Source organism: Pedobacter nyackensis (assembly GCF_900176505.1).
GTDB lineage: Bacteria > Bacteroidota > Bacteroidia > Sphingobacteriales > Sphingobacteriaceae > Pedobacter > Pedobacter nyackensis.
In genome coordinates, this window is sequence record NZ_FWYB01000002.1 from 456,469 (window position 1) to 472,752 (window position 16,284).

General features: G+C 40.9%; 15 protein-coding genes. 3 read left to right on the forward strand and 12 right to left on the reverse strand.

Translation table 11 applies throughout. From position 1 onward, the window contains the following. Window positions 1-3: 3 nt before the first annotated feature. Together prfB and B9A18_RS06160 are read right to left on the reverse strand one after the other, a co-directional pair. Window positions 4-1,078 (reverse strand): peptide chain release factor 2 gene (gene prfB, locus B9A18_RS06155; RefSeq protein WP_144009411.1). Its coding sequence is split into 2 segments (ribosomal slippage): window positions 4-1,017 and window positions 1,019-1,078, totalling 1,074 coding nucleotides; the frame shifts between segments, so codons are not numbered across the junction. Between the two features lie 87 nt (window positions 1,079-1,165). Then, window positions 1,166-1,660: a hypothetical protein gene (locus tag B9A18_RS06160; protein ID WP_084288769.1), complete on the reverse strand. Its 495-nt coding sequence runs from the start codon at window positions 1,658-1,660 to the stop codon at window positions 1,166-1,168. Between the two features lie 60 nt (window positions 1,661-1,720). On the opposite strand from B9A18_RS06160, the gene pgi reads away from it, so the two are divergent. Both pgi and B9A18_RS06170 read left to right on the forward strand, forming a co-directional pair. Further along, on the forward strand, window positions 1,721-3,367 hold the full coding sequence (gene pgi, locus B9A18_RS06165; protein WP_084288242.1) for a glucose-6-phosphate isomerase: 1,647 nt from the start codon (window positions 1,721-1,723) through the stop codon (window positions 3,365-3,367). A gap of 149 nt (window positions 3,368-3,516) precedes the next feature. Further along, window positions 3,517-4,056: a DUF4251 domain-containing protein gene (locus B9A18_RS06170; protein WP_084288244.1), complete on the forward strand. Its 540-nt coding sequence runs from the start codon at window positions 3,517-3,519 to the stop codon at window positions 4,054-4,056. Window positions 4,057-4,128: 72 nt separating this feature from the next. Here B9A18_RS06170 and B9A18_RS06175 read toward each other — a convergent pair whose 3' ends face one another. From B9A18_RS06175 to B9A18_RS06220, 10 genes are all read right to left on the reverse strand, one after another. Continuing rightward, a complete protein-coding gene (locus B9A18_RS06175) occupies window positions 4,129-5,223 on the reverse strand; it encodes a glutaminyl-peptide cyclotransferase (protein ID WP_084288247.1) in 1,095 nt (364 codons plus the stop codon). Next, window positions 5,204-5,566: a YraN family protein gene (locus B9A18_RS06180; protein ID WP_084288250.1), complete on the reverse strand. Its 363-nt coding sequence runs from the start codon at window positions 5,564-5,566 to the stop codon at window positions 5,204-5,206. The genes B9A18_RS06175 and B9A18_RS06180 overlap by 20 nt, the downstream gene beginning before the upstream one ends. A gap of 2 nt (window positions 5,567-5,568) precedes the next feature. Next, window positions 5,569-7,569, reverse strand: coding sequence for a DNA primase (gene dnaG, locus B9A18_RS06185; protein ID WP_084288253.1), 2,001 nt, complete (start codon window positions 7,567-7,569; stop codon window positions 5,569-5,571). An 18-nt stretch (window positions 7,570-7,587) separates the two neighbouring features. Further along, window positions 7,588-8,541 carry a hypothetical protein gene (locus B9A18_RS06190; RefSeq protein WP_084288255.1) on the reverse strand — a complete coding sequence of 318 codons (954 nt, stop codon included), beginning with the start codon at window positions 8,539-8,541 and terminating at the stop codon, window positions 7,588-7,590. Then, window positions 8,541-9,725 carry a M20 metallopeptidase family protein gene (locus B9A18_RS06195; RefSeq protein WP_084288257.1) on the reverse strand — a complete coding sequence of 395 codons (1,185 nt, stop codon included), beginning with the start codon at window positions 9,723-9,725 and terminating at the stop codon, window positions 8,541-8,543. The genes B9A18_RS06190 and B9A18_RS06195 overlap by 1 nt, the downstream gene beginning before the upstream one ends. Continuing rightward, the gene (locus tag B9A18_RS06200) at window positions 9,718-10,173 is read right to left on the reverse strand and encodes an SPOR domain-containing protein (protein WP_200816316.1); all 456 of its coding nucleotides are present in this window, start codon (window positions 10,171-10,173) and stop codon (window positions 9,718-9,720) included. Before B9A18_RS06200 ends, B9A18_RS06195 begins: the two co-directional genes overlap by 8 nt. Before the next feature lie 68 nt (window positions 10,174-10,241). Then, on the reverse strand, window positions 10,242-13,550 hold the full coding sequence (secA, locus tag B9A18_RS06205; RefSeq protein ID WP_084288259.1) for a preprotein translocase subunit SecA: 3,309 nt from the start codon (window positions 13,548-13,550) through the stop codon (window positions 10,242-10,244). A gap of 154 nt (window positions 13,551-13,704) precedes the next feature. After that, window positions 13,705-14,004, reverse strand: a complete 300-nt coding sequence (locus B9A18_RS06210) for a hypothetical protein (RefSeq protein WP_084288261.1) — start codon at window positions 14,002-14,004, stop codon at window positions 13,705-13,707. 118 nt (window positions 14,005-14,122) lie between these two features. Next, window positions 14,123-14,749, reverse strand: a complete 627-nt coding sequence (locus B9A18_RS06215; protein WP_084288262.1) for a hypothetical protein — start codon at window positions 14,747-14,749, stop codon at window positions 14,123-14,125. After that, on the reverse strand, window positions 14,736-15,239 hold the full coding sequence (locus tag B9A18_RS06220; RefSeq protein ID WP_200816317.1) for an RNA polymerase sigma factor: 504 nt from the start codon (window positions 15,237-15,239) through the stop codon (window positions 14,736-14,738). Before B9A18_RS06220 ends, B9A18_RS06215 begins: the two co-directional genes overlap by 14 nt. Before the next feature lie 98 nt (window positions 15,240-15,337). Between B9A18_RS06220 and B9A18_RS06225 the strand changes: the two genes are divergently transcribed. Next, window positions 15,338-16,234 carry a LysR family transcriptional regulator gene (locus tag B9A18_RS06225; RefSeq protein WP_084288264.1) on the forward strand — a complete coding sequence of 299 codons (897 nt, stop codon included), beginning with the start codon at window positions 15,338-15,340 and terminating at the stop codon, window positions 16,232-16,234. Window positions 16,235-16,284: the final 50 nt, after the last annotated feature.

Sequence of the window (16,284 nt, forward strand, 5' to 3'; positions counted from 1 at the left end):
CTCTTAAAATTCCATTAAATATGCTTTCAGAAAGTCATTCAACTCCCCATCCAGAACTGCCTGCGGGTTTGAAGACTGAAAGTTTGTCCTGTGATCTTTAACCCTCCGGTCATCCAGCACATAACTTCTGATTTGTGATCCCCATTCAATTTTCTTCTTATTACCCTCAATCAATGCAGTAGCCTCCATGCGCTTACGCATTTCTGCTTCATAAAGTTGAGATTTCAATAAACGAATGGCATTTTCCTTATTTTGTAACTGCGATCTCGACTCCTGGTTTTTAATCACAATCCCCGAAGGTTTGTGATATAAACGCACGGCAGTCTCTACTTTATTTACATTCTGTCCACCTGCACCACCAGAGCGGAAAGTTTCAAACTCAATCTCAGAATCCTTCACCTCAATTTCAATCGTATCATCTACCAATGGGTAAACATACACCGAAGCAAAAGAAGTATGCCTCCGGGCATTCGAATCGAAAGGAGAAATCCTTACCAGACGATGAACCCCATTCTCCCCTTTCAGGTAGCCGTAGGCAAATTCACCGGAAAACTGAAGCGTAACAGATTTTACACCCGCAATCTCACCTTCCTGGTAATCCTGCTCAGTAATTTTATAACCGTTCTTCTCCCCCCACATCATGTACATCCGCATTAGCATATAAGCCCAGTCGCAACTTTCTGTACCACCTGCACCCGCAGTAATCTGCAACACAGCAGGCAACTGATCCTCCTTATTCTTCAACATATTTTTAAGCTCCAGATCTTCTACAGCTTTCAAACACAGTTCATATTGCTCCTGCATCTCTTCCTCAGAGACGTCTCCGCTCTGTAGAAAATCAAAAAGTACCTGCGTATCTTCCAGTAAACTGTTTGCCTTTTGCCAGGCATCAGTCCACACCTTTTTCGAATTAATCTCTGCTATGTGTTTTTCTGCTTTCTTAGGATCATCCCAAAAATTGGGCTGCAGGGTAAGCTCCTGCTCAATACGGATATCTTCTAGTCGGTTTTCAACGTCAAAGATACCTCCTCAGCGACGCTACTCTGTCCCTTAAATCCTGAATTTGTTCTTTTGTCATAATCACAAATATAGCATATAAAACAAAAAAAGCGGCTGTATCAAAAGTACTTTTGATACAGCCGCGTTATAAAACTATATGATTATCCTAGTTAAAAAGTCCCTTTAACTTATCAACGATTCCTCCACCTTCTTTTCCATCTTCATTACCTGCAAAAAGATTAGTAATGTCCGACACCTGGAACTTACCATCAGGTCCTGAAATTTTACTTACAATATCCTGAATATCAAAAGAACTATCATTCGGATCATTGGTTTTATTTACAAATTTCCCGACAATAGATGGAATAACTGAAGCAGCTATATTTTTAGCGGTATCCAAATTGATACCCATCGCAGCCAGCTTATCTGTAAAACCAGATGCCGCCTCTTGTGCAACTGCACTACCTTCGGCATTACCGCCCTTAAAGGCATCCACAAGATTCCCAATATTCCCGGACGACAATTGCTGCTTAAGTGCGTCAATAATTGACCCCGAAGCAGCAGAGATAGCAGCTTCATTTTGCTCGTTAGGGATCGCCGTGTTATTTACAATAGCCTCCTGAACATTTTCCTTTACCAGTTGATTTAAATTTTCTAACATAGGTGTCTTTTTTAAAGGTTTTACTATCTTGTATCGTTTGAATAAATATAACATTTTCTTATGCTTCCTACAATAAATTTCACAGAAACCGCTGCGTATAAATATCTTGCCGATCACTTCATCGACATCAACAAGAAAAGCATTAAACAACTTTTCGCAGAAGATGAATCCCGATTCGACAAATTCTCTCTTTTATTTGAGGATATCCTGGTCGACTACTCTAAAAACAGAATAGACGACACCACTATTGCATTGCTGATTCAGCTGGCCAGAGAGTGTAAACTCGAAGAAGCCATTACTGCAATGTTTAGCGGAGAAAAGATCAATCAGACAGAAGGCCGAGAAGTATTACATACTGCATTGCGCAGTCCAATCATTGAAGAGATTCTTGTGGGAGGAAAGAACGTTGTCCCTGAGGTGCACAATGTTCTGAATAAAATGGAAAAATTCAGCAACCAAATCATTTCCGGGAACTGGAAAGGCTATACAGGAAAAGCCATTACCGACGTAGTTAACATCGGTATCGGAGGTTCTGACTTAGGCCCGGTGATGGTCACAGAAGCTTTAAAAGCTTATAAAAACCACCTTAATATGCACTTCGTTTCCAATGTTGACGGGACGCATATTGCTGAAACACTGAAAAAAGTTGATCCGGAAACTACCTTATTCCTGATTGCCTCTAAAACCTTTACCACTCAGGAAACCATGACAAACGCCAATTCAGCGCGCGACTGGTTCCTGGAAAAAGGCGCTAAAAAAGAAGATATCGCTAAACACTTTGCGGCATTATCTACCAATGCCAAAGATGTATCAGCTTTTGGTATTGATACAGAGAACATGTTTGAGTTCTGGGATTGGGTTGGCGGCAGATACTCTTTGTGGAGTGCCATCGGTTTACCTATCTCTTTAAGCATCGGTTATGAAAACTTTAAACAGTTACTTGCCGGAGCACATGCTGCAGATCAGCATTTTGAAACCGCTGAATTCGAAATCAACGTACCGGTAATCCTGGCCTTAATCGGCATCTGGTATATCAATTTCTTTGACGCAGAAACACAAGCTATTTTACCTTACGATCAGTACATGCATCGCTTTGCGGCCTATTTCCAACAGGGAGATATGGAAAGCAATGGTAAACACGTAGACCGCAATGGAAACGATGTGGCTTACGAAACAGGTCCAATCATCTGGGGTGAGCCAGGAACCAATGGACAACATGCTTTTTATCAACTGATTCACCAGGGAACACGTATTATCCCATGTGATTTTATCGCTCCGGCGCAAAGCTTAAACCCACTAGGTAACCATCATCCTATCCTGTTATCGAATTTCTTCGCGCAAACCGAAGCCCTGATGAACGGAAAAACCAAAGAAGAGGTGGTGGCAGAACTTAAAAAAGACGGTAAATCTGAGGCAGAGATTGAAAAACTGGCTCCTTTCAAAGTATTTGAAGGAAACAGGCCTACCAATTCTATCCTTTTGAAAAAGGTTACCCCTTACAGTCTGGGAAATCTGATTGCCATCTATGAGCATAAGATCTTCGTACAAGGCATCATCTGGAATATATTTAGTTTCGATCAGTGGGGTGTAGAATTGGGTAAACAGCTGGCTAAAAGCATACTTCCTGAGCTTGACAACAACGATGAGGTGACCTCACATGACGGATCAACCAATGGCCTTATTAATCAGTATAAAAGCTGGAGGTAAAAAAAATGTTACTTGTTTCCAGCAGCATCGAATTAAACTTTTTTAAATATACATTGTTCTAACACAATAAATTAGATACTGATTCCTGCATCTTTTATGGAAAACCGTTGATGCAGGCATCTTATTTATAAAATTAAAAAACACATCTGATGAAAACAATTAAGAGCATTTTAGTACTTGCCACATTGCTGTTTGCAATGCAGGTAAACGCGCAAACGGATAAGGAGACAACAATAAAGATAATTAACAACCAAAACTATGTATTCAATGCATCCTCTGCGTTGCCTATGTCCAGTTACGAGGTAAGTAAAGTACTCAGTAGAATGCCTGGAGGAGGTGGAGGTGGTACAATCCAGCTTTCAGGTTCACAATATCAACTTATTGTGACCAAAGATAGCGTAGAGTCTTACCTGCCTTATTACGGAAGAGCATACACCGCTACAATTGGCGTGAACCCTGATGAATCAGGAATTAAATTCAAGTCTAAAAAATTTACATACAAAGCCGACAAGAAAAAGAAAGGTTCCTGGTTAATTACCATGAATTTTAAAGACACCAAAGACGTCCAATCGATGACCTTGAATGTTTCTGAGAATGGCTATGCTACCCTAAATGTAAACAGCAACAATAGGCAACCCATCACTTTTAATGGATACATGAGTGAGCCAAAAGAAAAGAAACAAAAATAATCATCCTGCAGGATGACGATAAAACATAAAAAAAACGCCTTGCAGATCTGCAAGGCGTTTTTTTTATGTGCTTTATTTCTTAGCCTGAAGCTTAACTTCAAACATTTTAGGCCATTTTTTGCCCGTAACAAACAGACGCTTCCCTGCTTTATCCCAGGCAATACCATTCAACACGTTATTTGCGCGCTCCTCATCGTCTTTAAAGTAATCAACCGGCAACAATCCCGTAAAATCGATTTGCTTTTCTATAACCCCTGTTTTAGGGTCAATCACAACAATAATATTCTTGGTATAAACATTGGCATAAATCTTACCATCAATGTACTCCAACTCATTCAGCGAATCAACCGGGCCATTGTTATCATATACCTCTATGGCGCGTTCCTCTATATAAGAATCTTTATTCAGGAACCAAAGCTTATTCGTTCCGTCTGATTTGATCAACTGGCTACCATCGAAACAAAGCCCCCAGCCTTCCATACTCGACTGATAAGGGAAAGTCGACAACTGCTTAAACGTTTTTGCATCAAACACCAGCCCCATACGGCTTTGCCAGGTTAGCATAATCACCTTATCACCAACTAAACTCGATCCTTCTCCAAAATACTGATCTTCCAATTTAATTTGCTGCAACACTTTGCCTGATTTTACGTCAACCCAACGCAAGGTAGAATGCTGCTCCTGACCAGTGCTTTCTAAAAACCTGCCATTATGGTATTCCAGGCCCTGCGTATAGGCCGAGGTATCATGCTGCATAGTATTCACCACCTGATAACTATATAATTCAGGCTTTAGCTTCGATTTAAGCTCGATATTAATCGTCAGTGTGTCTTTTTCTGCACCGTTATCTACCACCGCCGTAATCAGCTTATAACCCAAAGAAAGGCCTGCAGTACTAACTGAAATCCCTTCCGCATTATTTTTTACGCCTACCTGCTTGCCATCTAATAAGTAAGTGGCATTAGCAACATTTGTTCCTTCCGGAACATCGAGTTCAATTTTTAATTCTTCCCCCAAACCAACGGCCTGTCCCTGTTCAGGGAACTTAAATGAAAAACCCGGAATTGATGATCTCTCCTTGCAGGAGATCACAAATGATAAACTAAACAACAAGCAAATTACAGGCATTGCTTTACTTAACGTGTTTTTAACTTGGCCAGAATGCATCTTTTATATGATTAATTTGATAAATGTCCTTATTTTCAAAAACAATTGCAATAATGTCAAAACGAATCTCCCCCTGGTGTTGCCTCATTTCTATATAAGCTGAGGAAGCAAACTCAAGTTGTTTCTCCTTTTTATAGCTCACAAAATCCTCAGGATGGCCATAATCAACAGAACTGCGCGTTTTCACCTCTACAAAAATGATAGTTCCTTCCTGATCCGCAATCACATCAACTTCTGCTCTCGCACATCTCCAGTTGGTATTTAAAATACGGTAACCACAACTTTCCAGATATGCTACTGCGATTTTTTCGCCCCATGTGCCCAGATCGTTGTGTATTGCCATTGCTATTTTAAGATTGTAATCCCCAAATGTTTGGATATTTCTCTTTCCACCCCTTTCATTGCCACAAATCGCTGCATCAGAATTTCAAGATTTACCGGATCTGCCTCTGTTTTGATTTCGTTGGCAATGCTTATAAGTATTCCGGCAATCTTTGCCTTTTTCAGGTGAAATAATCCTCCTAAAATAGTTTTCTTCAGATTTTCCGATTCGTCCTTCACATAAATATTGTGCTTATTTTCCCAGTTCTCACTCAAAGCATATGGAGAGGTAGAAAGCGTAATCGCCAGATCCGCAATTTGTCGGTCCTGACTATTGATAAACTGACTGGCAACAGGCAAATGCCCGTTATCAATTTCATCCCTATAGCTTTTAATGATAGCCCCACAAAGCTTGTCCTCAAAGTCAACATCTGTTAAATTCTGAATGATGAAAGACCCGATATACATGTTATCTATACCATCCCAATTCACCAATTCATGCCCATAGCCAAGTAATAAGCGCACAATCTCCCTTTCCTGTGTCTGATCAAGGCTAGGTGGTGGTTCCGAAGGAGCCGGAGCCTCATATGGCCCGGAGCTTTCAAACAGATTATCGGGCGGCCCATCCTCATAAGGCTGATAAGCATTACCTTGATTGTTCTGGTGTTTCTGAAAAGACTGCGTTTGTGGACTTGGGTTATTTGCCGAAGCTTTCTTAAACTTTGCAACCCTCATTTTGTTGAGTTCCGAAAGCAATGTTCTTTCCTCAACCTGTAACAACCCACTACATTCCCTTATAAAAACAGCAGCCTTAATCTCATCAGGGATTTTGGCAATACTTTCTATAATATCCCTGATGATACCGGCCCGTTTTATCGGATCAGTACCAGCCTCTTTAAGCAGGATATTGGCTTTATACAGGATAAAATCCCTGCGGTTGTTTTCTATATACTTTTTAAACTCCCCCGAACCTACATGATGCATGTAAGAATCCGGATCATGTCCATCCGGAAATGATACAACCTTAACGTTTAGCCCCTCCTCCAGGATCATGTCCAATCCACGTAAGGAAGCCTTGATTCCCGCAGCATCACCATCATAAAGGATGGTCACATTCTCCGTAAACCTGCCAATTAATCTGATTTGCTCAGTGGTTAACGAGGTACCTGACGAGGCCACTACGTTCTCAATCCCTGCCTGGTGCACAGCCAATACATCGGCATAACCTTCTACCAGGTAGCAATTATCAAACTCCCTAATGGCCTTTTTCGCATGGTACAAACCATAAAGCACATTGGATTTGTGGTAGATATCACTCTCCGGAGAGTTTACATATTTGGGAACATTCTTATCCGTCTTTAATGTCCGGCCACCAAAACCAATTACCCTACCGGTAAAGTTATGGATCGGAAACATTACCCGGCCCCTGAAGCGGTCGTACAGTTTGCCCTTATCATTTCTGATGGCCAATCCTGTTTTCTCCAGGTACTCTTCCTTATGACCGCTAACAACGGCCTTCTGGATCAGTGCATCCCATACATCGGGCGAATAACCGACCTGGAATTTCTTTAAAATATCTTCCCGGAAACCACGCTCCTTAAAATAGCTCAAACCTATTGCACGGCCATCGGTGCCGGTCCACAACTCATTAGAGAAAAAACTAGCTGCATATTCCGAAACGATATAAAGACTTTCCCGGGCGTTTTGGGCTTCAATATTTTGGGGCGACTGTACCGTCTCCTCAACTTCAATATTATATTTTTGCGCCAGGTACTTCAGTGCTTCCGGGTAGGAATACTTCTCGTGATCCATAATAAAATGGACCGAGTCTCCCCCCTTACCGCAACCAAAACACTTATAAATTCCTTTGGTTACTGAAACATTAAACGATGGCGTTTTCTCATTATGAAAAGGACAGTTCCCGATTAAACTTGAACCCCGCTTTTTTAGCGCAACAAAGTCACCCACCACCTCTTCAATACGGGCAGTGTCCATTATTTTTGTTATGGTCTCCTGATTAATCATACGCGCTTTCCTCCCAATTTAATTATTTTTTCCCTTTCCCTGATGATAATCTCTTTGCAAAACCAGCACACTAGCTCTTTCCGGTTTCTTCATCGGAACATTCCAATTGCCCTGGTAACTGATTTTAGCGGGTAGCTTCTCTTCCCCAAAATAACGCATTTCAATGTTCATCTGCACATTAAAATCAAAAAGCATATTACTATACTTCATGTCTACGTATCTGCCCAGTATTTCGAAATTACGCTTATCAAAAATCGTAGTAAGCTCCTTAATCATCAGGCCATCCTTAGTCCATTTGCTCAAATCAGGTTTTACAACAACCTTAAAACGATAAACAGGAATGGAATCCAGATAGGTTCCACTATGAAAGCTATAATCATAATACTGCCGCATATTGGCTGTAAAAATCTCTGTTTTACTACCAATAAATGGCAAGCCCTTAACCGGTCGGCCCGGCGAAAAGATCAGTGTTTTAAGTTTCTCTTTATAACTGGCATTGCTGTTATCGGCTTTCCCTCCACCAAAGGAGTTTGATGAATGAGCCGACTGGTAAGCATTCATGAAAATATAGTCGAACATCTCTACCGTATACAGCTCATGTTTCCCGTTTTTCTTAAACATCCTGCCGGTATCCTGTTTCACCAGATATTCCAGCCAGGGGGCACTATTCTCGCGTTTAACCTTACGATATAAGCGTCCGTTTACCTTGTTCTTCTTATCGTAAGAATAAATGCTGTTTTCGGCAGTAAAAGCATACTTCTTCATATTGCGAAAAGCCTGATAAAAACTCGTATCAGCAGTAACAGCTCTGATAAAAGTCTCTACACTTAACCGCTCAGCAGTAATATTTACGGCAGAATCCAGCTGGATGGTTTGCAGGGTATCCGGGTTGAACCGGGGAATAACCTGCGCATCCACAGTTCCGTAAACCAGCAACAGCACAAAAAAACAATAACGAAATACTTTACTCATTAATTTCCCAACTGCTTAAGCGCTATATAAGCCATTAAGCCAGTCGAGACCTTTAAAGCATCCTCATCGATATCGAAGTTAGGCGTATGCACCGAATAATAAGTATCCTTCTCTTTATTTCCTGTACCTAATCTGTAAAAGCAGGCATCAGTAATTTGCGAATAATAGGCAAAATCTTCCGCAGCCATCCAGATATCCAGATCAAGCACATTCTCTTCACCCAAATAATCTACAGCAAAAGCACGTGCATTAGCCGTCAGTTTTTCCTCGTTGATCAGATAAGGATAGCCATCCATGATGTTAAATTCACAGCTTCCACCCATGCTTTCTGCAATGCCTTCTGCCATTTTCTTCATCAAACGTTTCGCTTCTTTACGCCATTCTTCATTCAGTGTTCTGAAAGTACCTTCCAGCTTTACTTCGTTAGGAATGATATTCGTTGCACCATTGGCAATCACCTTTCCAAAAGAAAGTACCGATGGCAAACGCGGGTCAGCATTTCTGCTCACAATCTGCTGTAAGGCAACAATAATATGTGAAGTGATCAATACCGGATCTATATTTTGATGTGGCTGTGCGCCATGTCCGCCTTTACCACGAACTGTTACATATAACTCATCTGTAGAGGCCATATAAATACCTGAGCGGAAACCAACCTTACCAGAGTCAATCAAAGGCATTACATGTTGCCCAACGATATGCTGAGGCTTAGGATTCTCTAACACCCCTTCTTTAATCATGATGCTTGCTCCACCAGGTAAGATCTCCTCTGCAGGTTGAAAGATTAACTTTACAACACCACCAAATTCGGCCTTCAGGCTATTTAAAATATAGGCAGTACCTAATAACGACGAGCTATGTACATCATGTCCGCAAGCATGCATTACACCTGGGTTTTTAGACGTATAGGGCTTAACGTTCGCTTCTAATATTGGCAAGGCGTCCATATCGGCACGCAAAGCGATAATTTTATCAGAAGGAAGCTCACCTGTAATCAATCCCACAATACCCGTATCAGCCATTTCAGTAAAAGGAATGCCCCATTCCGTTAAAATACCCTTAATATAGGCTGAAGTCTGGAATTCCTTAAAAGAAAGCTCCGGATTAGCATGCAAATGCTGGCGATAACCAACAACCTGTTCAAATATATCACCGGAAAGTGCCTGGATCTTGTCTTTAATCATTGTTATAGTTTAAATTAGGTGCATTTATTTTTTCCCTGAAAATAAATAAAGTAGGGAATATCAGTCTCAGTTCATTCATTAAACGCTGTGCTTCGAGCCGCGTTCTGAAATCCCCTACCCGTAAATAATAGTTTGGTTGCTTATAAGTAATGTAAGTATTGAGTTCAGGGTAGCTGGAGTTGAATTTGCTCTGTGCACTATACACCTCGCGCCTATCAGATCCATAAAAAATCTGTACACGGTAGCCCATTTGAGAAACAATGGTTGTTCCCGGCTTACCGGTACTCAAGATTCCGGGAGCGCCCGCGGCCGCCTTACTACTCAGTTCAATACGTTTGGCAATTAAACTGTCTATCATAGGATCTTTCACTACCGAAACCACGCCTTTTGTCTGGGCCAATGCAACAGCAGAAAAACAACACAATACAACAGTTAAAAATTTCTTCATGAGTGGATATAAAAAAAGAATGCCGAATTCTTTTTACAAAACTCGGCATTCTATATGTTTATTACAAATTACAACCCTGCTCCGTGACAGTTTTTGAATTTCTTGCCGCTTCCGCAAGGGCAAGGCTCGTTACGACTTGTCGTTACCTCTTTGCGTATAGGCTGCTGAGGTGCAAGTTCACGAGTATCATCCATCACATCAGCAGTGCTGCTTGATTGTGAAAACTCTGGTTTAGACATCTTCAATTTTGGCTGAGCAGGTCTTGGTGCCTGTGCTTCCCTGATATCATTAGGGTCTGCCTGTACAGGAATTCCACCTTTGTATAAGAAGCTTACTACCTCTTTGTTCACTGCATTCAACATGTTTTTAAACAAGTTAAAGGCTTCCATTTTATAAATGATTAATGGATCTTTCTGCTCGTAAACCGCATTTTGTACAGATTGCTTCAATTCATCCATCTCACGCAAATGCTCTTTCCATGACTCATCGATCAAGGCAAGTACAATTGTTTTCTCGAATGATTTAGTAATCTCACGGCCATGATTGTCGATCGCTTTCTTCAGGCTAACCGGAACCTGAATGCTACGTAATCCGTCAGTAAACGGAACAACGATTTGTTCAATCTGCTCACCACGTTCTTCAAATACCTGGTGTAATACCGGCATCGCCTGACCAATGATGGCATCCGATTTTCTTGCATAGAAAGCCGTTACCTCTTCAAATAATTTATCAGTTAAATGGTGAATTCCTCTTGAAGTGAATTCTGCTTCATCGATAGATGTATCTGCAGAGAAGTTTTTAATTACTTCCAGTTTAAACCCTTCGTAATTTCCTTCTTCTTTATATTCCGTTACGATATCTTCAGCAACGTCAAACGTCATATTGCTCATGTCTACATCTAAACGATCGCCAAACAAGGCATTTTTACGTTTAGCATAGATCACAGAACGCTGTGAATTCATTACATCATCATATTCCAGCAAACGCTTACGGATACCGAAGTTGTTCTCTTCAACTTTCTTCTGTGCACGCTCAATAGATTTTGTGATCATTGAATGCTGAATTACTTCACCATCCTCAATACCCATTTTCACCATGATGTTAGAGATTCTTTCAGATCCGAATAACCTCATTAAGTTATCTTCCAGTGACACGAAGAACTGAGATGAACCTGGATCTCCCTGACGACCTGCACGACCACGTAACTGTCTGTCTACACGACGAGACTCATGACGCTCAGTACCAACAATCGCTAAACCTCCGGCTTCTTTAACGCCTGGGCCTAATTTAATATCCGTACCACGACCAGCCATGTTGGTAGCAATGGTAACCTGACCTGTCTGACCAGCTTCAGCAACAATATCAGCCTCTTTCTGGTGCATCTTCGCGTTCAACACATTGTGCTTAATACCACGAAGCTTCAACATTCTGCTCAATAATTCAGAGATCTCAACTGAAGTTGTACCCACCAATACCGGACGGCCTGCTTCTGTTAATTTTACAATCTCTTCTGCTACTGCATTGTATTTTTCACGTACTGTACGGTATACATAATCCTGATGATCTTTTCTTGAAATCACCCTGTTTGTAGGGATCTCAACCACATCCAGTTTATAGATCGACCAGAACTCACCTGCTTCTGTAGTCGCTGTACCAGTCATACCGCAAAGTTTGTGGTACATCCTGAAGAAGTTCTGCAAAGTTACTGTAGCATAAGTTTGTGAAGCATCTTCTACTTTCACATTCTCTTTAGCCTCAATAGCCTGGTGCAAACCATCCGAGTAACGACGACCATCCATGATACGGCCAGTTTGCTCATCTACAATTTTAATCTTTCCTTCGTCGATGATGTATTCAACATCAATCTCAAACAAAGTATAAGCTTTTAACAATTGATTCACAGAGTGGATACGTTCCGCTTTGATTGAATAATCGCGCATTAAAGCATCTTTCTGAGCAATCTTATCTTCGCTGCTTAACGATGATTTCTCTATCTCAGCAATCTCAGTGCCTACATCAGGCAATACGAAGAAGTGCGCATCTTCACCTGATTTGGTGATCAGCTCAATACCTTTTTCAGTAAGCTCAACCTGGTTGTTTTTCTCATCAATATAGAAGAACAGTTCCGAATCTACCTTAGGCATGTTCTTCGACTGATCAGCCATATAATGATTTTCAGTTTTCAATAGGGTTTGTTTCACACTACCCTCACTTAAAAACTTGATTAAGGCTTTATTTTTAGGCAAACCACGGTGTGCACGTAAAAGTGCTAAACCACCTTCACCTTCTTCGGTTCCGGCTTTACCATCATTAATTAATTTCTTAGCTTCATTTAAAGCTCTTGTCACATATTCTTTCTGCGCATTTACCAGACGTTCAATTCTTGGTTTCAGTTCATGGAACTCATGCTGATCGCCAAAAGGAACGGGACCGGAAATGATCAAAGGTGTACGGGCATCATCAATTAAAACTGAATCGACCTCATCCACCATTGCGAAATGCAATTTGCGCTGTACCAGTTGGTCCGGAGTCTGCGACATATTGTCACGCAGGTAATCGAAACCAAACTCATTATTGGTACCATAAGTAATATCTGCCAGGTAAGCATTTCTACGTTCCTGTGAATTCGGCTCATGCTTATCGATACAGTCGACCTTAATTCCGTGGAATTCGAACAACGGACCATTCCACTCCGAGTCACGACGTGCAAGGTAATCATTCACGGTTACGATGTGTACACCTTGTCCGGCTAAAGCATTCAGGTAAGCCGGCAATGTACTTACCAACGTTTTACCCTCACCCGTGGCCATCTCTGCGATTTTACCACTGTGTAACACCATACCACCGATCAACTGCACATCATAATGCACCATGTTCCATACGACCTCAACGCCTGCAGCATCCCAACGATTAGCCCAAAGTGCTTTATCGCCCTGAATCACTACATTTTTTCTGCGTGCAGCATAGTCACGGTCATGTTGTGTAGCCGTAACTTCCAATGTTTCATTTTCAGATAAACGTCTTGAAGTTTCTTTAATTACTGCAAAGGCTTCCGGTAGGATCTGTTGCAAAACCACCTCAAGCTCTTTATCGCGATCTTTGATTAATGCATCGATCTGCTCATAGAGTGCAGTTTTCTCAGCCAGCGACAATTCCTGATTTTCAGCATCTGCCTTTAAGCCACTAATTTTACCATCAATATCCGCCAATGCTTTCGCAATAACATCTTTAAAGTATACGGTTTTGGCACGCAGCTCATCATTGCTTAATGAAGCTAATTTTGCGTACTCCTCGTTTATTTTAGTAACTATTGGCTGTAATGCCTTTATATCTCTTTCTGATTTGCTTCCAAATATTTTGGTTAAAAATCCTAACATGCTATGTTTTGTGTTTATGTATTTCTTAAAATGATCAAATTACAACAACCAAGCCATGTAGCTGATTAAGCCACAATGTCAGTTGCAGGGGCGCTGAAAGCACAAATATCTTGTACCTGGCGGATTAGAATAAATCTATTAAAAATGGGAAGCGCTAGGGACTGTTGTTTTTAGTCTGCTCTTTTATGGCCAGATCAACAATGATATAATTTTCAATCCGTTTCTTTTCGATGCGTTGCTCAGGCAATATCCCTATGGAGGTCAATTCACTGGCAGACAAGAAGAAAGGATGTCTCTGGTCATCAGGCAAATTCAACCTGACAGATGTAGCATCTTTGTTTACCTGCTGACTATTACAAAACTTCGTTACCAGGCGCAATCCTTCAATCCGATCAGCCTTTGCGAGGTTGGTCAAACTAAAAAAGACTAACGATAGCGTAACAATATGTTTCATGTTGGCGGCAAAAATTAGTTAATATGCAATGCTCCAGCCCTCAAATCTAATTTTAATCTTTTAAATAATGAAATTCAAGACTGAGAAATTACATTCCATACCCACTAAACCCAATCATTTATTGAGGATTTAACTCCTTCAGCTCCTCAAGATCTGCCCGGAGGCCTTTTTCTTCTTTCCCCAAATTAGGCCATTCCGGTTTCTTCCCGGCGTAATAAAATGAAAAAACGAGCAGTGCACAGAAAACCAGTGCGGAAAAAACTATTGACTCTATTCCATATTTGGGTATATCAACTATAATACGCCCAAAAGAGATTAGTACAGAAGAAGAGAACATAAATATGACTGTGTATCTAAAAAACCTTCTGTATTTTAAATAAACGGCAATTATCTGCAGCAGCGATTCCTGTAAGTTTTGCTTGTCCAGACTTATTTTTTTAAGTGCTATACGTGCCCTGAACAAAAAAATCGCCATCACTATACAACTTAGCATTAAAGCCGCCAGCGGTATGTACTGTGCCCTCGAGGTATAATCAAAAGGATTCCCGAAAAAGCAAAATGCAAGGAATACCGTATAAAACAAAAAAAGGCATATCATCCCGGTATAATGTCTTCTAATCCTGGCTATCCTCGAAACAGATCTTTCCCTGATCATACTTGCAATCACCTTCTGGTTAATTTCTTCTGTGGCCGCCAACCTGCTGTCATACTCCCGCCATGCTGTTTTCAACTCATCTAAGTTCATAACGATCTGATTTAATTATTTTTTCCAGTTTGTTTTTAATCCGGGTGATCCTAACCCCGGCGTTACTTTTACTTATCCCGATGATCTCACTAATCTCGTCATAGGTTTTATCTTCGAGATACAATAGGATGATCGCCTTTTCTATCTCTGTTAAGCAGTTAATAGCCCGTTTAAGCAAAGACATCTGTTCATCTTCTTCAGGATAAGTCCCCAGATCAGGGATTTGAAACTCATCCGTTGAAATCCCCCTGCTTTCTGGCCTCCTGCTTGCTTTCCTGAAATTAGTAATAGCCGTATTCAATGCGATCCGATACATCCAGGTACTCTGTTTCGATTCCTGCCTGAAGGAAGGAAAGGCTTTCCAAAGCTGCAACACGACTTCCTGAAACAGATCATTTTTATCCTCCTGATCCAAGCCATATAAATTGCAGACTTTGTATATAATTCCACGATGTATGTTTATCATTTCGACAAATGCATGCTCCATCATATTTCAATTTGCACAATAAGTCGCAAAGGCTAGATAAAAATTACACATTTGATAAAATTAACTAATTTGCACTATCCAGATAACCCAATAAGTACTGTATGTCTGATTTTCGTTTAGAAGTTTTTTACACTGTAGCCAAAAGACTCAGCTTTACCAAAGCTGCCGAAGAACTGTACATCACGCAACCTGCGGTTACCAAACATATCCGTGAACTGGAGCAGCAATACAATAACAAGTTATTTGACCGTAACGGAAATAAGATCCGGCTTACCCCCGCAGGCGCAATATTACTTAGTCATGCCGAAGACCTCTTTACTATTTACCGTGCTATAGAATTCGACATGAACGCCTTGCTTCAAAAGCATAAAGGCCTGTTAAACCTCGGCGCGAGCACCACCATATCGCAATACCTCATTGCGCCTATCCTTGCAGGTTTTAAAAAGAAGTTCGAGGAAATAGAATTAAAATTGATTACCGGAAATACGGCACAAATAGAAAAAGCACTAATCGATAAGGAAATTGAGCTCGGCATTGTTGAAGGTCGGTCAAAAAACCAGGAGATCAGTTATTCTGATTTTCTGAAAGATGAGATTGTGCTTGTTTGCAATAAAAATCACGCTTTAGCAAAAGCGAATGAAATCAACCCTTCGTCGCTTAAAGCCTATCGCTTTATCATTCGCGAACAAGGCTCTGGCACACGTCAGGTTATCGATCACGCTTTAAAAGATGTCGGACTTAGCATCTCCGATTTACCGGTAGAGATACAGCTGGGCAACACAGAAAGCATCAAATCCTACCTGATGCATTCCAATGCATTAGCTTTCTTGTCCATACATGCGATAAATAAAGAGCTCCTTAGCGGTGATTTACGCATTATTGATGTTAAAGACCTGAACATAACCCGAAACTTCTATTTCACTCATCTTCAAGGAAAACCAGACCCTTTAGCGGAAAAACTAATCCGCTTCGCTAAACTCCATTATAACCTGAAGTAATGCTGGATAAGTAATCGGAATAACAATTGCCGGGTTAACCAGGGTAATTT